This window comes from Burkholderia sp. COPS, assembly GCF_019425585.1.
GTDB lineage: Bacteria > Pseudomonadota > Gammaproteobacteria > Burkholderiales > Burkholderiaceae > Burkholderia > Burkholderia cepacia.
This window is the reverse complement of sequence record NZ_WIXR01000016.1, coordinates 239945-262147: the sequence shown is the minus strand read 5'-3', so window position 1 is coordinate 262147 and position 22203 is coordinate 239945. Positions and strand designations below refer to the sequence as shown.

Sequence of the window (22203 nt, the reverse complement as noted above, 5' to 3'; positions counted from 1 at the left end):
CCGTGGCACACGGCAGGCCCGGATACGTTACGCGTGCTTGGCGAGCCGGTAGCCGCTGCCGCGCACGGTCTCGATCATCGCATCGCAACCGGCCGGTTTCAAGGCCGCGCGCAATCGTTTGATGTGCACGTCGACGGTGCGCTCCTCGACGAACACGTGGTCGCCCCACACCTGGTCGAGCAGTTGCGTGCGACTGTGCACGCGCTCCGGATGCGTCATGAAGAAATGCAGCAGGCGGAACTCGGTCGGGCCGAGATCGAGCTTGATCTCGCTACCTTCCGCATGCGCGGCGACGCGGTGCGTGGCCGGGTCGAGGCGCAGCCCGTTGATCGACACGACGTCCTCGGTCAGCTGCGGCGCACGGCGGCGCAGCACGGCCTTGATCCGCGCCATCAGTTCCTTCGGCGAGAACGGCTTCGTCACGTAGTCGTCCGCGCCGATTTCGAGGCCGAGCACCTTGTCCTGCTCGTCGCCGCGGGCGGTGAGCATGATGATCGGGATGTGTTTGGTCCGTTCGTTGTTGCGCAGGTCGCGCGCGAACGCGATGCCGGATTTGCCCGGCAGCATCCAGTCGAGCAGCACGAGATCGGGCAGCACGTCGCTGATCAGGTTCTGCGCCTGTTCGGCGTTGTACGCACGAATCGGGCAGTGACCGGCGTGCTGGAGATTCACCGAGATCAGTTCGGAAATCGCGGGCTCATCTTCAACGACGAGAATGTTGCTGGGCATCGGCACCTCTTTTTTCCCTGTACGGAGTCGATTAACTGTTGGCTTCGCGATCGAGCGTGTCGCGCGGCTGATGCCGCACGTCCGTGCCCTTCACGATGTAGATGATGAATTCGGCGATGTTCTTCGCGTGGTCGCCGATCCGCTCGATCGCCTTCGCAATGAACAGGTATTCGAGGCCGACCGAGATCGTGCGCGGATCTTCCTGCATGTACGACACGAGCTTGCGCACGAACGCACGGAATTCCTGGTCGATCTCCTTGTCGTCCTTGACGATCTGCGCGGCGGCCACCGTATCGAGACGCGCGAACGCGTCGAGCGCGCGGCGCAGGATCGTCACGGCCATCTCGCCCGACACCTTGATCTCGGCGATGTTGACCGTGCGCGCAGCCGGCTCGTCGACCAGGCGGCGTACGCGCTTCGCGATCTTCTCGGCCTCGTCGCCGGCGCGCTCGAGGTTCGTAATCGTTTTCGAAATCGACATCAAAAGGCGCAGGTCCCGCGCGGCAGGCTGTCTCCGCGCGATGATGTTGCCGCACTCCTGGTCGATGTCGACTTCCATCGCGTTCAGCGTTTCCTCGGCCGCGATCACCTTCTCGGCCGTATCGCGATCGAACTCGTTCAGTGCGTGCATCGCGCCGACGATCTGCGACTCGACGAGCCCGCCCATTTCCAGCACTTTCGACGACACGGCATTGAGGTCCGCGTCGAACTGGCTCGACAGATGTTTATCCGACATGGCTGTTGTTCTCCGTCATCAGCCGAAACGGCCGGTGATGTAGTCTTCCGTTTCCTTGCGCACCGGCTTGATGAAGATCTTTTCGGTCTCGCCGAATTCGATCAGCTCGCCCAGGTACATGTAGGCCGTGTAATCCGAGCAGCGCGCTGCCTGCTGCATGTTGTGCGTGACGATCACGACCGTGTAGTCGCTCTTCAGCTCCGCGATCAGCTCCTCGATGCGGCCCGTCGAGATCGGGTCGAGCGCCGAGCACGGTTCGTCGAGCAGCAGCACTTCCGGACGGATCGCGATGCCGCGCGCGATGCACAGACGCTGCTGCTGGCCGCCCGAGAGGCCGTAGCCGCTCTGGCTCAGCTTGTCCTTCACTTCGTTCCACAGCGCGGCCTTCGTGAGCGCCCACTCGACGCGGTCGTCCATTTCCGAGCGCGTGAGCTTTTCGAACATCTTCACGCCGAACGCGATATTGTCGTAGATCGACATCGGGAACGGGGTCGGCTTCTGGAACACCATGCCGATACGTGCGCGCAGCAGCGAGATGTCGCGCTTCGTCGTCAGCAGGTTCTCGCCGTCCATCAGGATTTCGCCTTCGGCGCGCTGCTCCGGATAGAGCGCGAACATCTTGTTGAACGTGCGCAGCAGCGTCGACTTGCCGCAGCCCGACGGGCCGATGAACGCCGTCACCTTCCCTTCGGGAATGCGCAGGTTGATGTTCTTCAGCGCGTGGAACTTGTTGTAGAAGAAGTTGAGGTTGTTGACCTCGATCTTCGCGTTCAGCGGCGCGAGCGGGCGATCGTTCGCCGCGTCATGCGTGCCGGCCGGCGCAGCGGTGCGCTCGACGGGATTCAGGTGGCTCTCTGCCATATTCATCGGATTGCTCCGCCGTTACTTTTTCGAGAAGATCGAGCGCGCCAGGACGTTGAGTCCGAGCACCCCGAGCGTAATCAGGAACACGCCCGCCCATGCGAGCGACTGCCACTCCGCGAACGGGCTCATCGCGAACTTGTAGATCGTGACGGGCAGGTTCGCCATCGGCTGGCTCATGTCCCACGAGAAGAACTGGTTCGACAGTGCGGTGAACAGCAACGGCGCCGTTTCGCCGGCAATCCGCGCGACCGCGAGCAGCACGCCCGTCACGATCCCGCCGACCGATGCGCGCAGCGTGATCTTCAGCACCATGCGCCACTTCGGCGTACCGAGCGCGAAGGCCGCTTCGCGCAGCGCGTTCGGCACGAGCTTCAGCATGTTCTCCGTCGTGCGGATCACGATCGGAATCTGCAGCAGCGCAAGCGCGATCACGCCGGCCCAGCCCGAGAAGCGCCCCGACTTCGCGACGACGATCGCATACACGAACAGGCCGATGACGATCGACGGCGCCGACAGCAGGATGTCGTTGATGAAGCGGATCGTGCTCGCCAGCAGGTTCTTCTGGCCGTACTCGGCGAGATAGACGCCTGCGAGGATGCCGATCGGCGTGCCGACCAGCGTGCCGAAACCGCACAGCAGCAGGCTGCCGACGATCGCGTTCGCGAGACCGCCGCCTTCCGTGTTCGGCGCCGGCGTCGATTCGGTGAACAGTTGCAGCGACAGGCCGCCGACGCCGAGATGCACCGTCGTGTAGAGAATCCACACGAGCCACAGCAGCCCGAAGGCCATCGCGCCGAGCGACGCGGTGAGCGCGATCGCGTTGACGGCCTTGCGCTTGCGCTGCAGGCGGTTGCGCATCGCGTCGAGCGCGGCGCCGTCCGGCCCCGGGAAATTCATGATGGGCTCGCTCATTTCTTGCCCTCTCCCTTCTCGAGACGAAGCAGCAGCAGTTTGGAGATGGACAGCACGATGAACGTGATCACGAACAGGATCAGGCCGAGTTCCATCAGCGCGGATGTGTGCAGGCCCGGCTGCGCTTCCGCGAATTCGTTCGCGAGCGCCGACGTGATGCTGTTGCCCGGCGCGAACAGCGACACGCTGTCGAGCAGGTTCGTGTTGCCGATCACGAAGGTCACGGCCATCGTTTCGCCGAGCGCGCGGCCGAGGCCGAGCATCACGCCGCCGATCACGCCGGTCTTCGTGTAGGGCAGCACCACCTTCCACATCACTTCCCAGGTCGTGCAGCCGATCCCGTAGGCCGACTCCTTCAGCAGCACCGGCGTGACTTCGAACACGTCACGCATCACCGATGCGATGTACGGGATGATCATGATCGCGAGGATCACGCCGGCTGCAAGGATGCCGATACCGATCGGCGGGCCGGCAGTCAGCGGGCCGAGCACCCAGACGTCCTTGAACAGGCGGCCGATCGGCTTCTGGAAGTATTCGGCGAAGATCGGCGCGAACACGAGCAGGCCCCACATGCCGTACACGATCGACGGAATCGCGGCGAGCAGCTCGATGGCGATACCGAGCGGGCGGCGCAGCCACACGGGCGACAGCTCGGTGAGGAACAGCGCGATGCCGAAGCTGACGGGCACCGCGATGACGAGCGCGATGACCGACGTCACGATCGTGCCGTAGATCGGCACGAGCGCGCCGTAGATGTCCGAGTTGGGATCCCACTCGGATTGCCACAGGAAGCCGAGGCCGAACTTCTGGATGGTCGGCATCGACGCAATGATCAGGGAAACGATGATCCCGCCCAGCAGCAGCAGGGTCACGATCGCGGCGAGCCGAGCAAGGCCGCCGAACAGGACATCCCCGAGACGGCTCGGCGCGCGCTGCTGCGCACTATCGGGCGACCGGGAGGACGTGTAAGAAATATCAGACATGGGTGCCTGCTTTTGATTGCCGGGCGCCGTAACGCCCGGCTTTACCGCACACACTGCCCGACCGGCACGGCCGGGCAGCGAACCGCTGCAATGCTTACTCGGCGGCGACCGGCTTGCCCGAAGCGTCCGTCACCTTGACCTTCCACTGCTTGCGGATTTCCGCTTCGACTGCCGGCGGCAGCGAGATGTAGTCGAGGCTGTCAGCAGCCTTCTCGCCGTTCTTGAACGCCCAGCTGAAGAACTTCAGCGTTTCCGCGCCCTGCTCCGGCTTTTCCTGCTTCGCGTGCAGCAGCACGAACGTCGCGCCGACGACCGGCCATGCTTCCTTGCCCGGCTGGTTCGTCAGGATCTGGTAGAACGACTTCGACCAGTTCGCGCCTGCGGCAGCGGCCTTGAACGTTTCGGTCTTCGGTTCGACCACCGTGCCCGTCGAGTTCTTCAGGGCCGTGTAGACCATGTTGTTCTTCTTCGCGTACGCCCACTCGACGTAGCCGATCGCGCCCGGCAGGCGCTGCACGAAGGCCGCGACGCCGTCGTTGCCCTTGCCGCCCGTGCCCGTCGGCCAGTTGACCGTCGTGCCTTCGCCGATCTTCGACTTCCACTCGTCGTTGACCTTCGACAGGTAGTTCGTCCAGATGAAGCTCGTGCCCGAGCCGTCAGCGCGGCGGACCACGGCGATGTCCGTGTCCGGCAGCTTGACCTTCGGGTTCAGCGCGGCGATCGCCGGGTCGTTCCACTTCTTGATCTTGCCGAGGTAGATGTCGCCGAGCACCGGGCCCGACAGCGTCAGTTCGCCGGCCTTCACGCCCGGCACGTTGACGACCGGCACCACGCCGCCGACCACCGTCGGGAACTGGAACAGGCCTTCCTTCGCGAGCTCGTCATCCTTCAGCGGAGCGTCCGAGCCGGCAAAATCGACCGTCTTCGCGATAATCTGCTTCAGGCCGCCCGACGAACCGATACCTTGGTAGTTGACCTTCGCGCCGCCGGTCTGCTGGTAGTCAGCAGCCCATTTCGTATAGATCGGCATCGCGAACGTGCTGCCTGCGCCCGTGATGTCGGCAGCGTGGGCGGCGACGGCGAAAAGCGCGCCAGCCAGGCCGGCAATCGCGGTTTGCATCAATTTCATGAGACCTCCAGTGTGTGAGCGGATGACTACGGCACCGCGAAGGTTAGGGGCTCCTCATGACGGTAATGTGACAATCGATGAAACTGGCGTGACAGTAACATGACTGGTTGAAAGGGAGTAACAGGGTCGGCGCGCGTGGCGCTCAGACGGCGCCGGAGGGGCGATGGGGGCAGGAATTGCCGGCCCGGAAGGGACGGGATGACACCCCGTTTCTCACTGTGCGGCGGGATCGCGGCACCGCGTCGGTGGTACGAAAAGCCTCCGCCGGCAGCTGCCCCGATCTCGGGGTCGGACGTTTTTTCGTCCGGGGCATGCGGCAGGCAATATGCGTTACTTATAGGTATCGCAAACCTTTGCGTCTGACGAAATCGCGGCGCCCCGAAGGCGCCGCATGCCGGTTCAACGGAACGCCGGCGCGCGGGCGTCCGACCGCCCTCGCGCCTGGCCTGCGCGTCAGGCCGTCGCCGCGCGCACCGCGTCGGCGATCGTCTCCGCATGGCGAACCGCGTCGGCCGCTTGCTGCGCTTCGACCATCACGCGCAATACGGGCTCGGTGCCCGATGCGCGGATCAGCACACGGCCGCTGCCGGCGAGCGCGGCTTCGGCTGCGTCGATCGCCGCACGAATCGACGTGCTGCCCTTCCAGTCGGCACCCGGCTTCATCCGCACGTTGATCAGCTTCTGCGGGAACAGCGTGACGCCGTCGAGCATCTGCGCGAGGGTCTGGCCGCTGCGCTTCAGCGCAGCCAGCACGAGCAGCGCCGACACGATGCCGTCGCCGGTCGAGTGGCGATCGAGCGACAGGATGTGGCCCGAGCCTTCCGCGCCGAGTTGCCAGCCGTGCTCGCGCAACTGCTCGAGCACGTAGCGATCCCCGACCGCCGCCCGCACGAACTTCACGCCCGCGCGTTGCAGCGCGACTTCGACGGCGAGATTCGTCATCAGCGTGCCGACCGCACCCTCCACCTTGCCGTCCGTCGCGATCCGGTCCTTCACGAGCACGTAGAGCAGCTCGTCGCCGTTGTACAGGCGACCGGTCGCGTCGACGACCTGCAGGCGATCCGCATCGCCGTCGAGCGCAATGCCGAGATCGGCGTGGTTCGCGCGCACCGCGCGCACCAGCGCGTCCGGCGCGGTCGCGCCGACGCCGTCGTTGATGTTGAAGCCGTTCGGCGCGACGCCGATCGGGATCACGTCCGCGCCGAGTTCGTGAAACACGTGCGGCGCGATCTGGTACGCGGCACCGTGCGCGCAGTCGATCACGAGCTTCAGCCCGCGCAGGTCGAACGCGGCCGGGAACGTGCTCTTGCAGAATTCGATGTAGCGGCCGGCCGCATCGTCGAGGCGGCGCGCCTTGCCGAGACCGTCGGACGATGCGCATTCGAGCGGCTTGTCGAGCCACGCTTCGATCGCGGCTTCGGTGTCGTCCGGCAGCTTGTTGCCGTCAGCGGAGAAGAACTTGATCCCGTTGTCGCGATACGGATTGTGCGATGCGCTGATCACGACGCCCGCCGACAGGCGCAAAGCGCGCGTCAGGTAGGCAACCCCTGGCGTCGGCATCGGGCCGGCCAGCATCACGTCGACACCCGCCGCCGAGAACCCTGCCTCGAGCGCGGCTTCGAGCATGTAACCCGACACGCGCGTGTCCTTGCCGATCAGCACGGTCGGCCGCGAGCCTGCCGCGCCATCGGCCGAGCTGGCCAGTACCTTGCCGGCCGCGTAGCCGAGACGCAACACGAAATCCGGCGTGATGGGTGCCTCGCCCACCGTGCCGCGAATGCCGTCCGTGCCGAAATATCGACGTCCCATAGCGAATCTTCCTCCTTCGTCTTCTGACTTATCGTTGCCGCGCGGCTTCGCGCACGGCATTCCAGATTTTCAACGCATCGACCGTCGCCGCGACATCGTGCACGCGCACGATCGCCGCCCCACGCTCGACCGCGCACAATGCGGCCGCCACGCTCGCCACGACGCGCTCCATCGGCGGCTTGCCGCCGATCACCGCGCCGAGCATCGACTTGCGCGACATGCCCGCGAGTATCGGATACGCGCGCCCGTCGGGCCGCGCGGGCGCCGTTTCCGGCAGTGCGGCCAGGAGTGCATAGTTGTCGTCGACGACCGCCTTGCCGAACCCGAAACCGGGATCGACGCAGATCCGCTCCGGCGCAATCCCCGCGTCGCGCAATGCCTGCGCGCGTGCGGCGAGAAAATCGCGCACGTCGGTCACGATGTCGCCGTAATCGGGTTCGCCGACCTGCATCGTTTGCGGCTCGCCGAGCATGTGCATCGCACACAGCCCGCAATTGCCCTCGCGCACCGCGTCGATCGCGCCCGGCTGCCGGAACCCCCAGATGTCGTTGATCAGGTCGGCGCCTGCGGCCAGTGCCGCGCGCATCACGGCCGGCTTGTAGGTATCGATCGACAGCGGCACGTTCAATGGGCGCAGCGCTTCGACAAGCGGGATCACGCGCGCGAGTTCCTCGTCGAGCGGCACCGGCGGTGCGCCGGGGCGCGTCGATTCGCCGCCGATATCGAGGAGATCGACGCCTTCGGCAATCATCCGCTCGGCCTGGCGCAGCGCATCGTCGCGCGCGAGGAAGCGGCCGCCGTCGGAGAACGAATCGGGCGTGGCGTTGAGAATGCCCATCACGAGCGGGCGCTCGAACGTCAGTTCGAAGCGGCCGCACCGGAGCGGCGCGGGAATTTGGGGGGAAACAGCGGAATCGGACACGGGCAACTGGCGTGAATGAATGCAAAACGGGCCGGTGTGAAGACACACCAGCCCGTGAACGGTGCTAAAGAGCGGAGATTATGCCGCCGGCGACGCAGGCGCCGGCGCGTTGCCGGCCTTCACCTCGGCGCTGCTGCCGCCACCCGACGAATCGCCGCCGACAGCCGGCGAGCTCTTCGGGGAACGCGGCGGACGGCCTTCCATGATGTCGTTGATCTGATCGGCATCGATCGTCTCCCACTCCATCAGCGCGGCGGTCATCGCTTCGACCTTGTCGCGGTTTTCTTCGAGCAGGCGGCGCGCAAGGCCGTACTGTTCGTCGAGCACGCGGCGGATTTCCGAATCGACCTTCTGCTGCGTCGCTTCCGAAATCGTGCGCGTGAAGCCACGGCCGAACGGCGATGCATCGTTTTCGTCGTCGACGTAGACCATCGGCCCGAGCGCATCGGTCATGCCGAAACGGGCGACCATCGCGCGCGCCGTCTGCGTTGCCTTGTTGAAGTCGTCCGACGCACCGGTGCTGACGAGGTTCATGAACAACTCTTCCGCCACCCGGCCACCGAACAGGATCGCGAGGCGGTCCATCAGGTAGTCCTTCGAGTACGTTTCGTTGTCATGCTCCGGCAACTGCCACGTGACACCCAGCGCGCGACCGCGCGGAATGATCGTGACCTTGTGCACGGGGTCGGCCTTCGGCAGCAGCTTCGCGATCACCGCGTGGCCCGACTCGTGATAAGCGGTCGCACGCTTCGCTTCCTCGCGGATCACCGCCGACTTGCGCTCCGGACCCATGAAGATCTTGTCCTTCGCGTCTTCGAAATCCTGCATCTCGACGATGCGCTTGCCACGGCGTGCGGCGAACAGCGCGGCCTCGTTCACGAGGTTCGCGAGATCGGCGCCCGAGAAGCCCGGCGTGCCGCGCGCGATGACTGCCGCATCGACGTCGTTCGCGATCGGTACCTTGCGCAGGTGCACGCGCATGATCTGTTCGCGGCCGCGGATGTCCGGCAGACCGACGTAGACCTGGCGGTCGAAACGGCCCGGACGCAGCAGCGCCTTGTCGAGCACGTCGGAACGGTTGGTTGCGGCGATCACGATCACGCCCGAGTTCGCCTCGAAGCCGTCCATCTCGACGAGCATCTGGTTCAGCGTCTGTTCGCGCTCGTCGTTGCCGCCGCCCATGCCGGCGCCGCGATGACGGCCGACCGCGTCGATTTCGTCGATGAACACAATGCACGGTGCATGCTTCTTCGCCTGCTCGAACATGTCGCGCACACGGGCCGCGCCGACGCCGACGAACATTTCGACGAAGTCCGAACCCGAGATGCTGAAGAACGGCACTTTCGCTTCACCCGCGATTGCGCGGGCCAGCAGCGTCTTGCCGGTACCCGGAGGGCCGACGAGCAGCACGCCGCGCGGAATGCGGCCGCCGAGCTTCTGGAATTTCTGCGGATCGCGCAGGAAGTCGACGAGCTCGGACACTTCTTCCTTCGCTTCGTCGCAGCCCGCGACGTCGGAGAAGTTCACCGCGTTGTTGTTCTCGTCGATCAGCCGCGCGCGGGATTTGCCGAACGAGAACGCGCCGCCTTTGCCGCCTCCCTGCATCTGCCGCATCATGTAGAACCAGAACACGATGATCAGGATCGTCGGCCCGAGGTAGTACAGCGCGGACATCAGCGCATTCGGCTCGTCGTCGGCCTTGCCGCTGACCTGCACGCCGTACTTCATCAGATCGCCAACCATCCAGATGTCGCCGGGCGACACGATCTGGTATTTCTGGCCATCAGCCGGAGTGACGGTGAGGTTGCGCCCCTGAACGATGACGTTCTTGACCTTGCCGTTCTTGGCGTCGTCCATGAACTGCGAATAGGACACGCCTTCCTGGACGCGGGGCTTGTCGAACTGCTTGAACACCGTAAACAGCACCAGTGCGATCACCAGCCACACCGCTGCCTTCGAAAACATATTGTTGTTCAAAGCACCACTCCTTCACTCGTAGACGAGCGCCTACATTTTCCTTGCGGCGCCCCTCGGTCATTCTAATCCAGTCCGACCACCCTCGCCATAAGCATTGACAACCGCCGCGATAGCGCTTCGCTTGTCTGGCAAGGGCCGGAGCCCGTTTGCGGCACCCCGCCGCGCATCAGCGCGGACGTTTCAGATGCCGACCCAAAATGAACGTTTCGGACGATTTGTCGCGGGACGCCTTCGGCTTGCGCGGCGCGACGGTCTTAAACTGCTGTTTGAATTTCTCGACGATCTGGCTGTAGCCGCTGCCGTGGAAACATTTCACGAGCAACGCACCATCCGGCTTCAGATGGTTCTGCGCGAATTCGAGCGCCAGATCGCAGAGATGCTCGATGCGCGCCGCGTCCGCCGAGGCCACGCCGGAGAGGTTGGGGGCCATGTCGGAAATAACAAGGTCCACCGCGCGGCCTTCGAGCAATTCCTCGAGCTGGTGAAGCACGTCATCCTCGCGGAAGTCGCCCTGGAGGAAGTGGACGTCGGCGATCGGCTCCATCGGCAGGATGTCGAGCGCGACGATCGTGCCGTCGATGCCGCCTTCGCGCTCCGCATCGCGCTTCTTGCCCTGCGCGAGCTTGTTGCGGGCATACTGGCTCCAGCTGCCCGGCGTCGCGCCGAGATCGACGATCACCTGGCCCGGACGGATCAGCTTGTCCTGCTCGTCGATTTCCTTCAGCTTGTACGCGGCACGCGCGCGATAGCCCTCCCGCTGCGCCATTTTGACGTACGGGTCGTTGATGTGGTCGTGCAGCCAGTGCTGGTTGAAGCGGTTTTTTGCCATTCGAAAGAGAGATTGCTGCCAATTGCTTCGTGAAGCCGCGCTTTTAGCGGATAATACGCGTCTTCTTCGCGCGGCTGCGGCCCCTTTTCGGGCCCAAGCCGCGATTTTACGTGGTTTCGGCGCACGGCTGACGCGGTAACTACCCGCGATCGCTTTTCAGTCAGCGCGCCCTTATTTAGATTTCGACATTTCCATGCCCGCCCTTTCGCTTTCTCCCGCCGAGCGCTCCGCGCTGCGCTCCCAGGCCCATGCGCTCAAGCCCGTCGTGCTGATCGGCGCCGAAGGGCTGACCGACGCCGTGCTGAAGGAAATCAAGGTGCACCTCGACGCGCACCAACTGATCAAGATCCGTGTGTTCGGCGACGAGCGCGACGAGCGCATCGCGATCTACGACGAGATCTGCGATCGCCTGAGCGCGGCGCCGATCCAGCACATCGGCAAGCTGCTGGTGATCTGGAAACCCGAAGCCGCCGTTGCGGCCCCGGCCCGCGGCCGTCGTGCCGGCACGCTGCCGAGCGCGGCCGAAGCCGTGGACGACAAGAAAGGCCGTGCGCCGCGCACCGTCAAGGTCGTCAAGGTGTCGCCGAACGCGAGCCCCGTGCGCCGTCCGCGGCCGGTCAAGGTCACGGTGCGCGGCAACGAGCGCGTGACGGCGGGCGGTACCGTGAAGCGTGCGAAAAAGCGCCAGGCCAGCACCAAGCGGCCGTTCCAGGACAAGTAAGCATCGGGGCGGCACGGCTGCGCCGTCCCGCCACCCTGCCCGCGGGCCCGGCATCGACCGGGCCTGCGCGGCACACGCGTCAGGCGTCGCGCGCCGGCAGACGCCAGATCAGCATCAGCCCCAGTACGCTCTCGACGAGGTAGAACACGCTCGAGACGCCGTGCAGCATCCCGAAGCGGCTCGCATACGGCGAATTCGCGATATCGGTGCCCGCGTCCATCGCGGCGACCCGCAGCGCGTTCATGAACGGCTGCAGCGCAAAATACCCGACCAGCACACATACGACCATCGCGGCGACGACCCAGCGCACGCGGCGATATTCGCTGCTGCCGCGTCGAACCTGCTGGTTCGACAGCGCGAGCAGCAGCACGCCACATACGACACCGAGGATCGCCTCGATACGGAACAGCTGGGCGGCGACCGAACCGGCGGTCATCCGCTCCAGCGTCTTGAACAGCACGGGCGCGACCGCATACCCGATCGTCAGCAGGCTGCCGACCCACACGGCCGACAGCAGACGGAACACGCGATGCGGCATCGTGTCGCCCCGCTTCAGATGTAGCTGACCGAGATGATTTCGTATTCGCGCACGCCGCTCGGCGCCTGCACGGCCGCGACGTCGCCTTCGGACTTGCCGATCAGCGCACGCGCGATCGGCGAGCTGACCGAGATCAGGCCGTGATCGATATCGGCTTCGTCGTCGCCGACGATCTGGTACTTGACGGTGTCGCCCGACTCGAGATCCTCGAGTTCGACGGTCGATGCGAAAACCACGCGGCCTTCGGCGTCGAGCACGGTCGGGTCGATGACCTGCGCGGCCGACAGCTTCGATTCGATTTCCGCGATACGACCCTCGATGAAGCCCTGCTTTTCCTTCGCGGCATCGTATTCGGCGTTTTCGGACAGGTCGCCCTGTGCGCGGGCCTCCGCGATCGCGTTGATCACGGCCGGCCGCTCGACGGACTTGAGGCGCTGCAATTCATCGCGCAGTTGCTCTGCGCCACGCTTTGTCAACGGAATGGTGCTCATAAACGGCTCAATCGCTAAAAACGGCTATAAAAAAAATCACCGCGATTAAGCGCGTTTCCGATGCACTGGAAACACCGCCTAATCGCGGCACGTGTTGCTTCGACAGGTAACTGACTGCTTAGTTTAGGCGAGCGTGAAGACCTTGTAAATCATAGACTTCCAGATCCTTCAGGTAGCGCAAGCCTTCGACTGCCGCGCGCGCGCCCGACATCGTCGTGTAGTACGTGACCTTGTGCGCCTGCGCGCTCATGCGGATCGAACGCGAATCAGCGATCGCCTGGCGCGTTTCGTCGACCGTCGTGAACACGAGTGCGATCTCGCCGTTCTTGATCATGTCGACGATGTGCGGACGGCCGTCCTTCACCTTGTTCACGACCTTCACCGGCACGCCGGCCGCTTCGATCGCGGCAGCCGTGCCCTTCGTCGCGACGATCGGGTAGCCGAGGTCGTGCAGCATGCGCGCGACTTCGACCGCCTTCGGTTTATCCGCATCCATCACGGTCAGCAGCACCGTGCCCGACTCCGGCAGGCGCGAACCGGCCGCGAGCTGCGACTTGAACAGCGCTTCGCCGAACGTCTGGCCGACGCCCATCACTTCGCCGGTCGAACGCATTTCAGGCCCGAGGACCGGATCGACGGTCGGGAACTTGACGAACGGGAACACCGCTTCCTTCACGCTGAAGTACGGCGGCTCGACTTCCTTCGTCACGCCCTGCTGCGCGAGCTTCTGGCCGACCATCGCGCGCGCCGCGATCTTCGCGAGCGGCAGGCTGGTCGCCTTCGACACGTACGGCACCGTGCGCGATGCGCGCGGGTTCACTTCCAGCACGTAGATGATGTCCTGCTTCGAACCGTCAGCCTGCGGCACCTGCTGGATCGCGAACTGCACGTTCATCAGGCCGACCACGTTCAGCGCCTTCGCCATCGCGCCCGTCTGGCGCTTCAGTTCGGCCACGGTCTCCTTCGACAGCGAGTACGGCGGCAGCGAGCATGCCGAGTCGCCCGAGTGGACGCCCGCCTGCTCGATGTGCTCCATCACGCCGCCGATGAACACGGCTTCGCCGTCGCAGATGCAGTCGACGTCGCACTCGATCGCATCGTTCAGGAAGCGGTCGAGCAGCACCGGCGAATCGTTCGACACCTTCACGGCCTCGCGCATGTAGCGCTCGAGGTCGCGCGGCTCGTGGACGATTTCCATCGCGCGGCCGCCCAGCACGTACGACGGACGCACGACCAGCGGATAGCCGATTTCGTCGGCCAGCGCGAGCGCTTCGTCTTCGGCGCGCGCGGTGCGGTTCGGCGGCTGGCGCAGGCCGAGGTCCTGCAGCAGCTTCTGGAAGCGTTCGCGGTCTTCGGCAGCGTCGATCATGTCCGGCGACGTGCCGACGATCGGCACGCCGTGCGCCTCGAGGTCGAGCGCGAGCTTCAGCGGCGTCTGGCCGCCGTACTGGACGATCACGCCGACCGGCTTTTCCTTGTCGACGATCTCGAGCACGTCTTCGAGCGTCAGCGGCTCGAAGTACAGGCGGTCGGACGTGTCATAGTCGGTCGACACCGTTTCCGGGTTGCAGTTGACCATGATCGTTTCGTAGCCGTCCTCGCGCATCGCGAGCGCCGCGTGCACGCAGCAGTAGTCGAACTCGATGCCCTGGCCGATCCGGTTCGGGCCGCCGCCCAGCACCATGATCTTCTTGTTGGTGGTCGGCTGCGCCTCGCACTCTTCCTCGTAGGTCGAGTACATGTACGCGGTTTTCGTCGCGAACTCGGCCGCGCACGTGTCGACGCGCTTGTAGACCGGACGCACGTTGAGTTCGATGCGGCGCTTGCGGACGTCTTCCGGCGTCGCGCCGAGCAGCTTCGCGAGGCGGCGGTCGGAGAAACCGCTCTGCTTCAGGTAGCGCAGCTCGTCGAACGTCAGCGACGCGAGCGTGCGGCCCGCGAGTGCCTTTTCCTTCAGGATGATCTGCTCGATCTGCTCGAGGAACCACGGGTCGATCGCGGTTTCCGCGAAGATTTCCTCGGCCGTCATGCCGATGCGGAACGCATCACCGACGTACCAGATGCGGTCCGGGCCCGGCTCGTGGATCTCGATCGCGATCTCGTCACGGTTGGTCGACTTCTCGTCGAGGCCGTCGACACCGACTTCGAGGCCGCGCAGCGCCTTCTGGAACGATTCCTGGAACGTACGGCCGATCGCCATCACCTCGCCGACCGACTTCATCTGCGTGGTCAGGCGCGAGTCGGCTTCACGGAACTTCTCGAACGCGAAACGCGGGATCTTCGTGACGACGTAGTCGATGGTCGGCTCGAACGACGCCGGCGTCTGGCCGCCGGTGATTTCGTTCTTCAGCTCGTCGAGCGTGTAGCCGACCGCCAGCTTCGCCGCGACCTTCGCGATCGGGAAGCCCGTTGCCTTCGACGCGAGCGCCGACGAACGCGACACGCGCGGGTTCATTTCGATGACGACCATGCGGCCGTCCTTCGGGTTGATCGAGAACTGCACGTTCGAGCCGCCCGTGTCGACGCCGATCTCGCGCAGCACCGCGAGCGATGCGTTACGCAGGATCTGGTATTCCTTGTCGGTGAGCGTCTGCGCCGGCGCGACCGTGATCGAGTCGCCGGTGTGCACGCCCATCGGGTCGAGGTTCTCGATCGAGCAGACGATGATGCAGTTGTCGGCGCGGTCGCGCACGACTTCCATCTCGTATTCCTTCCAGCCGAGCAGCGACTCTTCGATCAGCAGCTCGCGCGTGGGCGACAGGTCGAGACCGCGCTTGCAGATCTCCTCGAACTCTTCGCGGTTGTATGCGATGCCGCCGCCCGAGCCGCCGAGCGTGAACGACGGACGGATCACGACCGGGTAGCCGCTGCCGCCGGTGCCGGCCATGATCTCGGCGTGCACCTGGGTCGCTTCTTCCATCGAGTGCGCGATGCCCGACTTCGCGGAACCGAGACCGATCTTGGTCATCGCTTCCTTGAACTTCTGGCGGTCTTCCGCCTTGTCGATCGCTTCCGGCGACGCGCCGATCAGCTCGACGCCGAACTTCTCGAGCACGCCGTGGTGGTGCAGGTCGAGCGCGCAGTTCAGCGCGGTCTGGCCGCCCATCGTCGGCAGGATCGCGTCCGGGCGCTCCTTCTCGATGATGCGTGCGACGACTTCCCACGTGATCGGCTCGATGTAGGTCACGTCGGCCGTGTTCGGGTCGGTCATGATCGTCGCCGGGTTGCTGTTGACGAGAACGACCTTGTAGCCCTCCTCACGCAACGCCTTGCAAGCCTGCGCGCCCGAATAGTCGAACTCGCACGCCTGGCCGATGATGATCGGGCCGGCGCCGATGATGAGGATGCTCTTGATGTCTGTGCGTTTTGGCATGGCTTGTGAATTCAATAAGTAATCGTTGTCGTGGGTCGGCCGGCTGCGCTCAGCTCATCGTGGCGAGCGCGAGCTTCACCGAGAAACCGATGAACAGGCCGCCCACGCTGCTCGCCGCGCCTGCTGCAAGCTTGCGGCGGCGGCGGAAGTGCTCGGCGAGCCGCGCACCCGCGAAGATCAGCGTGCTCAGGTACAGGAAGCTCGCGCATTGCGCGATCGCCCCGAGCACGACGAACGACAGCGCGGGATGCGGGAATGCCGGGTCGACGAACTGGATGAAGAACGAGATGAAGAACAGGATCGCCTTCGGATTCAGCAGGCTCACGATCAGCGCCTTGCGGAACGGGCGCTCGCCGTCGACCGCGAGCGGTGCATCGGCCGGCGCATCGGCGCGCGCGCGCAGCTTCTGCCACGCGCTGCGCAGCATGCCGGTGCCGATGTAGAGCAGATACGCGGCGCCGCCGTACTTGACGACGGAGAACAGCAGCGGGTTCGCCTTCAGCAGCGACGCGACGCCGGCGGCGGACAGCACCATCAGCACCGTGTCGCCGACGAACACGCCGCACGCCGCGCGATAGCCGGCCTTCACGCCGCGCTGCGCCGCGAGCGACAGCACGTACATCGAGTTCGGCCCCGGCAGCAGGATGATGAAGATCACGCCGAACACGTAGGTCCAGATATCCGTGATGCCGAGTGCGTGGCCGAACATGATGCGAATCTCCCGTCCTTCGGTTGCGTCGGTTGCGTTAAGCGTTGCGCTGCTTCGCCGCGTCCATCAGCGCGGTGAAGCGGTCGAACAGATAGCCGATGTCGTGCGGGCCGGGCGACGCTTCCGGGTGGCCCTGGAAGCAGAATGCCGGCTTGTCGGTCAGCTCGAAGCCCTGCAGCGTGCCGTCGAACAGCGACACGTGCGTCACGCGCGCGTTGGCCGGCAGCGAATCCGCATCGACCGCGAAGCCGTGGTTCTGCGACGTGATCACCACGCGGCCGTCGCCGAGATCCTTCACCGGGTGGTTCGCGCCGTGGTGGCCCGTCTTCATCTTCAGCGTCTTCGCGCCGACCGCAAGGCCCATGATCTGGTGACCGAGGCAGATGCCGAAGGTCGGCACGCCGCGCTCGATGAACTGCTTCGTGGCCGCGATCGCGTAGTCGCACGGTTCCGGATCGCCGGGGCCGTTCGACAGGAAGATGCCGTCCGGATTCAGCGCGAGCGCATCTTCCGCGCTCGCCTCGGCCGGCAGCACCGTCACGTGGCAGCCGCGTTCCGCGAGCATGCGCAGGATGTTGTACTTGACGCCGAAATCGTACGCGACGACACGGTACTTCGGCGCTTCCTGCATGCCGTAGCCGCCTTCGAGGCGCCATTCGGTCTGCTTCCACTCGAACGGCTTCGTGGTCGACACGACCTTCGCGAGATCCATGCCCGCGAGACCCGGGAACGAGCGCGCGAGTTCGATCGCCTTCGCTTCGTCGTCCGAGCCCGTCAGGATGCAGCCGTTCTGCGCGCCCTTGTCGCGCAGGATGCGGGTCAGCTTGCGGGTGTCGATGCCGGCGATCGCGACGACGCCTTCGTCGCGCAGGTAGTCGCCGAGCGTGCGGTCCATGCGGAAGTTCGATGCGAGCGTGGGCAGATCACGGATGATCAGGCCGGCGGCATGGACTTTCGTGGCTTCGACATCTTCGGCGTTGACGCCGACGTTGCCGATATGCGGATAGGTGAGCGTGACGATCTGGCGCGAGTAGCTCGGGTCAGTCAGGATTTCCTGATAGCCGGTGATCGCGGTATTGAACACGACTTCGCCGATCGTGTGGCCTTCGGCCCCGATCGAATAACCACGAAAGACCGTGCCGTCGGCGAGTGCAAGCAAGGCGGGAGTAAAAGACGGCAACACGGGAGGCTCCTTGGGGAACACCCTGCTGCCGACCTGTTTACCCTGCCGCGCGAGCGCCGCGCTGCGTGGGCGCGCGTGGTCGCTTGCTGGACGCGGCCTGCGTTGTCGTGACGCGAACCCGGCGCGTGGCGCACGAGGCTTCGCGGCATCGCCCGGCAGGCGGCGTGCGGCGGATGAACGGGATGTATGAGGTAGGCGCTAGGGTGCGAGGTTGATCAGCACAAACTTTCAAATTATAGCCTGAAAATGGCCTTATCTTCAATTGATATGGCCGTCCGATCGTGCGTGCGCGACGCGCGACGCGCGACGCGCGGCGACGCGAAGCAGCGCGCTGCGGCCCCGTTTTACGCGGCCGCCCTGCCCCGAGCGTACCGCCGGATCAGTGCACTTGGCCAGCGCCGCGCGCGGGCCATACGTACCAGACCGCGCTCGCGAGCTGCAGTGCGAGCAACACGCCCCATGCGGTGAAGTGCGCGGCGGCCGGATAGCGGCCGTCGACCGCGGGCCAGTGCGACAGCACCGCGCCGACACCGATCTGGAACGCAAAGATCAGCAGGAAGATCACGAGCGTGAGCGTCGTGTTCGCGCGGCCGATCAGATGCGCGGGAAAATGCCCGGCCATCACCGCGTAGGTCAGGATGCCGACGCCGCCGAACATTCCGTATGCGGCCCACAGAACGGCCGGCGGCAACGGCACGCGCGCCACGATCGCAGCCTGCGTCGCGACGAACAACGCCATGCCGATGCCGCAGAACGCGTACACGGACACGCCGCGCCGCTCGAGCACGCGCGCCGCGGCGCCGAAGCCGACGCAGCCGGCCATCATCGCGAAGCCGAGCACCGACACGAGGCGCGCCGCATGCGGCGCATCGAACCCCGCGACATCGCGCAGGTACGGCCCGACCCACAGCGACTGCATCGCGTAGAACACCCCCTGCGTGACGACGGAGAACGACGAGATCTTCCAGAACGCGCGGCTGCCCAGGATATGCCACGTGCCCTTGAACTGGCTGACGAGCCCGCCCTGGTGACGCACCTGCTTCGCCTCCGGCGCGCCCAGGCCGATCGACGCCGCAACGGCCACCGTCAGCACCGCGAGGCCGAAACAGATCGCGCGCCAGCTCGTCCAGCCGAGCAGCCAGGTCAGCGGCGAGCCGACCATCACGCCGCCGAGGCCGCCCACGGCCATCACGAGACCGTTCACGAGCGGCAGCCGGCCGACCGGGAAATGCTGCGCGAGCGCCTTGAACGCCGCGCCGAGACACACCGACACGCCGACGCCGATCAGCAGCCGGCCGACCATCATCGTGCCGAGGCTGTGCGCGGCACCGAACACGGCTGCGCCGGCGGCCGCGAACAGCAGCATGCCGGCCGTCACGCGGCGCGGGCCGAAGTGATCGAGCATCACGCCGGCCGGGATCTGCGCGCCCGCGAAGCCGAGGAAATAAAGGCTCGTGAGCAGGCCGAGATCGGCGGCCGACAACCCGAGCTCGTGCGTGACGAACGGCGCGAAGCCCAGATTGACGCCGCGAAACACATACGACACGAAATACCCGACCGAAAACAGCGCGAGCACCCTCACCTGCACCGACGACATCGTCTCTCCTTGTTATATGAAGGCATTCAAGGCGGCACCCCCGCGCCGCGCACAAACAAAAACGCCGTCACCTCGGTGACGGCGTTTCATCGCATTTCGTCGGATGATAACGCAATCGCACGAACCGGGCCGGCCGCGCGATGCGCTCGCGACTGCGCTACTTCTTCTTGCCCTTTTGCGTTGCGGCCTTGGCCGGCGCCGCTTTCGTCGCTTTCGTCGATTTGGCCGCCGGCTTCGCCGCGCCGCGCTTCGCGCCATGCGACTTGCCGCCCACCGCCAGGCTCGCGCGCTCGATGTGCGCACCGGCGGCCGACGTCGCGATCCGTTCCGGACCGGGCTCCGCCGGCACCGAACGGCCGACCGGCACATGCAGCACGAGCGCCTGGCCCGGCATCACGAGATCGCGGTGCGTGCGGTTCCACGCCTTGAGCTGGCCGACCGACACGCCATAGCGGCCGGCGATCGCCGCCATCGACTGCTTGCGGCGCACGCGGATCAGCATCTTGCGCGTGTCGGGCACATCGGGTTCCATCGCGAGCGCGCCGTTTTCGGCGACGTCGGCGCTGATGTCCTCGTCGTCGTCATCGCCGCGCGGCACGACGATCGTCGAGCCCGGCTTCAGGCGCATGCCGGCCGGAATCTTGTTGATCGACATCAGCGTATCGGCGTCCACGCCGATCTTCTCGGCGATCGCGGCCGGTCGTGCACGTTCGCTGACCGTATAGGTGGTCCACGACGAAAGCTGGCCGTTGTAGGCTTTCAGGTTCTTCTCGAACGCCGACGCATTGTCGAACGGCAGCAGGATCTGCGGCTCGGTCGCGCCGAGGATCACCGGCTTCGAGAACGACGGGTTCAGCGAGCGGAATTCGTCGAGCGACAGGTTCGCGAGCTTCGCGGCGACCGCCACGTCGATGTCGCGCGACGTCGTGACCGTCACGAAATACGGGTGGTTCGGGATGTCCGGCAGCGTCAGGCCATACTGCTGCGGGCTCGCGATGATGTTCTTCACCGCCTGCAGCTTCGGCACGTAGTTGCGCGTCTCGTTCGGCATCCGCAGGTTCTGGTAGTCGGTCGGCAGGCCGGCCGCCTGGTTGCGCGCGATCGCACGCTGCACGTTGCCCTCGCCCCAGTTGTACGCGGCCAGCGCGAGATACCAGTCGCCGAACATGTCATGCAGGCGCGACAGGTAGTCGAGCGCGGCGCTCGTCGACGCGAGCACGTCGCGGCGCTCGTCCTGCCACATGTTGCGCTTCAGGTTGTAGGTACGGCCCGTGCCGGGCATGAACTGCCACATGCCGGCCGCCTTCGCGACCGACAGCGCCTGCGGGTTGTACGCGGACTCGATGAACGGCAGCAGCGCGAGCTCGGTCGGCATGTGACGCGCCTCGAGCTCCTCGACGATGTGATACAGGTACTTCTGCGAGCGCTCGGTCATGCGCTGCACGTAATCGGGCCGCTGCGTGTACCAGGTCGTCTGCATGTCGACGAGGTCGCTCTGCAGGTCGGGCATCTGGAAACCGCGGCGGATGCGCCCCCAGAGATCGGAGTCTGCACTGGTCAGGTCGCCGACGGATTGCTTGTCGACGTCGACAGTTTCTTTGGCGGTGGCTGATTTACGGAGGTAGTTGGACGTCGCCTGCGAATCGGCGGCGTTGTTGGCGACAGGGGCCTGGCTCGCACAAGCGGCGAGCAGCAGAACCACCATCGCACTCAATATAAGTCGCATGAAAATCTCGGCTTCCGACGGCTGGAAATTGCAGGCGATACTACGGAAGTGCGTGCTTCACGTCAATAAAAACACCGAAAACTCAGCGAAATCCTACATTTGGAGCAATTTTTACAGACACCGCTTGAGCTTTGGAGTCCTCCGGAAATCGTCATCGGAACCGGTTTTTCCACTCGCGCATCAGCGTGAATGCCGTCAGACGATCCGGCACCGTTTCATGCAACTCGGCCTCGAGCGTGGCATGAATCGCCGCGCTGTCCGACCGCATGAACGGGTTAACGGCACGCTCGTGGGCAATCGTAGTAGGCAGCGTCGGCACGCCGCGCGCGCGCAGCGCCTGCGCTTCGTCGCGCCACGCAGCGAGCGCCGCATTGCCGGGCTCGCATGCGAGCGCGAAGCGAATATTGGACAGCGTGTATTCGTGGGCACAATGCACGCGCGTGTCGCCCGGCAGTGCGGCGAGCGCGTCGAGCGACGCGAGCATCTGCGCGGGCGTGCCCTCGAACAGGCGCCCGCAGCCGCACGAGAACAGCGTGTCGCCGCAGAACACGTGCGGCGCCGCGTTGCGCGGCCCGGCCGCCTGGAAATAGGCGATGTGGCCGCGCGTGTGACCGGGCACATCGAGCACGTCGAAGGCGACGGACGGTGCGTCGAGCGTCACGCGATCGCCGCCTGCCAGCGGCCGCGTGACCACGCCGATCGCCTCGGCCGCGGGGCCGTAAACCGCGAGCGGAGCATCGTCCGGTTGGCTATCGCGCAGTGCCGCGACACCGCCGACGTGGTCGGCATGATGGTGCGTGAGTAAAATAGCGGTCAACCGCCAGCCTCGTTCGGCAAGAACCCGGCGCACCGGCGCGGCTTCACCCGGATCGACGGCGATCGCATCGCGGCCGTCCGAGACGAGCCAGATATAGTTGTCATCGAATGCCGGAACCGGCACGTATTCCAGCTCGTTCATGGGCGCGCAATCATCGT

General features: G+C 65.3%; 19 protein-coding genes. 1 reads left to right on the top strand and 18 read right to left on the bottom strand.

The window, feature by feature from the left end:
• Positions 1 to 27: 27 nt before the first annotated feature.
• From phoB to FOZ70_RS16165, 10 genes are all read right to left on the bottom strand, one after another.
• Positions 28 to 729: a phosphate regulon transcriptional regulator PhoB gene (gene phoB / locus FOZ70_RS16210; RefSeq protein WP_027787869.1), complete on the bottom strand. Its 702-nt coding sequence runs from the start codon at positions 727 to 729 to the stop codon at positions 28 to 30.
• Between the two features lie 31 nt (positions 730 to 760).
• Positions 761 to 1465: a phosphate signaling complex protein PhoU gene (gene phoU, locus FOZ70_RS16205; RefSeq protein ID WP_046545372.1), complete on the bottom strand. Its 705-nt coding sequence runs from the start codon at positions 1463 to 1465 to the stop codon at positions 761 to 763.
• A gap of 18 nt (positions 1466 to 1483) precedes the next feature.
• Positions 1484 to 2332: a phosphate ABC transporter ATP-binding protein PstB gene (gene pstB, locus FOZ70_RS16200; protein ID WP_021157277.1), complete on the bottom strand. Its 849-nt coding sequence runs from the start codon at positions 2330 to 2332 to the stop codon at positions 1484 to 1486.
• Between the two features lie 15 nt (positions 2333 to 2347).
• Entirely contained in the window at positions 2348 to 3241 is an 894-nt protein-coding gene (gene pstA / locus FOZ70_RS16195) for a phosphate ABC transporter permease PstA (RefSeq protein WP_021157278.1), read from the bottom strand.
• Positions 3238 to 4224 (bottom strand): phosphate ABC transporter permease PstC, encoded by a 987-nt coding sequence (gene pstC / locus FOZ70_RS16190; protein WP_021157279.1) that lies wholly within the window; start codon positions 4222 to 4224, stop codon positions 3238 to 3240. The genes pstA and pstC overlap by 4 nt, the downstream gene beginning before the upstream one ends.
• Positions 4225 to 4318: 94 nt before the next feature.
• Entirely contained in the window at positions 4319 to 5353 is a 1035-nt protein-coding gene (pstS, locus tag FOZ70_RS16185) for a phosphate ABC transporter substrate-binding protein PstS (RefSeq protein WP_048025401.1), read from the bottom strand.
• 453 nt (positions 5354 to 5806) lie between these two features.
• Positions 5807 to 7162 (bottom strand): phosphoglucosamine mutase, encoded by a 1356-nt coding sequence (gene glmM, locus FOZ70_RS16180; RefSeq protein WP_021163356.1) that lies wholly within the window; start codon positions 7160 to 7162, stop codon positions 5807 to 5809.
• A 28-nt stretch (positions 7163 to 7190) separates the two neighbouring features.
• Positions 7191 to 8090, bottom strand: a complete 900-nt coding sequence (folP, locus tag FOZ70_RS16175; protein WP_155632232.1) for a dihydropteroate synthase — start codon at positions 8088 to 8090, stop codon at positions 7191 to 7193.
• 72 nt (positions 8091 to 8162) lie between these two features.
• Positions 8163 to 10061 carry an ATP-dependent zinc metalloprotease FtsH gene (gene ftsH, locus FOZ70_RS16170; RefSeq protein ID WP_021163358.1) on the bottom strand — a complete coding sequence of 633 codons (1899 nt, stop codon included), beginning with the start codon at positions 10059 to 10061 and terminating at the stop codon, positions 8163 to 8165.
• A gap of 166 nt (positions 10062 to 10227) precedes the next feature.
• A complete protein-coding gene (locus tag FOZ70_RS16165; RefSeq protein ID WP_021163359.1) occupies positions 10228 to 10890 on the bottom strand; it encodes an RlmE family RNA methyltransferase in 663 nt (220 codons plus the stop codon).
• A gap of 193 nt (positions 10891 to 11083) precedes the next feature.
• Between FOZ70_RS16165 and FOZ70_RS16160 the strand changes: the two genes are divergently transcribed.
• Complete coding sequence (locus FOZ70_RS16160; RefSeq protein ID WP_059486740.1) at positions 11084 to 11611, top strand: YhbY family RNA-binding protein; 528 nt, start codon at positions 11084 to 11086, stop codon at positions 11609 to 11611.
• Positions 11612 to 11690: 79 nt separating this feature from the next.
• Here the strand turns inward: FOZ70_RS16160 and FOZ70_RS16155 are convergent, their stop codons facing one another.
• The 8 genes from FOZ70_RS16155 to gloB all read right to left on the bottom strand — a co-directional run bounded on the left by FOZ70_RS16155 (position 11691) and on the right by gloB (position 22186).
• On the bottom strand, positions 11691 to 12149 hold the full coding sequence (locus FOZ70_RS16155) for a DUF4149 domain-containing protein (RefSeq protein WP_021163361.1): 459 nt from the start codon (positions 12147 to 12149) through the stop codon (positions 11691 to 11693).
• Between the two features lie 14 nt (positions 12150 to 12163).
• A complete protein-coding gene (gene greA, locus FOZ70_RS16150; protein WP_021163362.1) occupies positions 12164 to 12640 on the bottom strand; it encodes a transcription elongation factor GreA in 477 nt (158 codons plus the stop codon).
• Between the two features lie 118 nt (positions 12641 to 12758).
• The gene (gene carB, locus FOZ70_RS16145; protein ID WP_021163363.1) at positions 12759 to 16013 is read right to left on the bottom strand and encodes a carbamoyl-phosphate synthase large subunit; all 3255 of its coding nucleotides are present in this window, start codon (positions 16011 to 16013) and stop codon (positions 12759 to 12761) included.
• Positions 16014 to 16062: 49 nt separating this feature from the next.
• Entirely contained in the window at positions 16063 to 16722 is a 660-nt protein-coding gene (gene leuE, locus FOZ70_RS16140; RefSeq protein WP_059620705.1) for a leucine efflux protein LeuE, read from the bottom strand.
• Positions 16723 to 16759: 37 nt separating this feature from the next.
• Positions 16760 to 17905: a glutamine-hydrolyzing carbamoyl-phosphate synthase small subunit gene (gene carA, locus FOZ70_RS16135; protein ID WP_027787879.1), complete on the bottom strand. Its 1146-nt coding sequence runs from the start codon at positions 17903 to 17905 to the stop codon at positions 16760 to 16762.
• Positions 17906 to 18284: 379 nt separating this feature from the next.
• On the bottom strand, positions 18285 to 19502 hold the full coding sequence (locus FOZ70_RS16130) for an MFS transporter (RefSeq protein WP_021163366.1): 1218 nt from the start codon (positions 19500 to 19502) through the stop codon (positions 18285 to 18287).
• A 157-nt stretch (positions 19503 to 19659) separates the two neighbouring features.
• Positions 19660 to 21228 (bottom strand): transglycosylase SLT domain-containing protein, encoded by a 1569-nt coding sequence (locus tag FOZ70_RS16125; protein ID WP_042977861.1) that lies wholly within the window; start codon positions 21226 to 21228, stop codon positions 19660 to 19662.
• Between the two features lie 151 nt (positions 21229 to 21379).
• Complete coding sequence (gloB, locus tag FOZ70_RS16120) at positions 21380 to 22186, bottom strand: hydroxyacylglutathione hydrolase (protein ID WP_021163368.1); 807 nt, start codon at positions 22184 to 22186, stop codon at positions 21380 to 21382.
• Between the last annotated feature and the right edge of the window lie 17 nt (positions 22187 to 22203).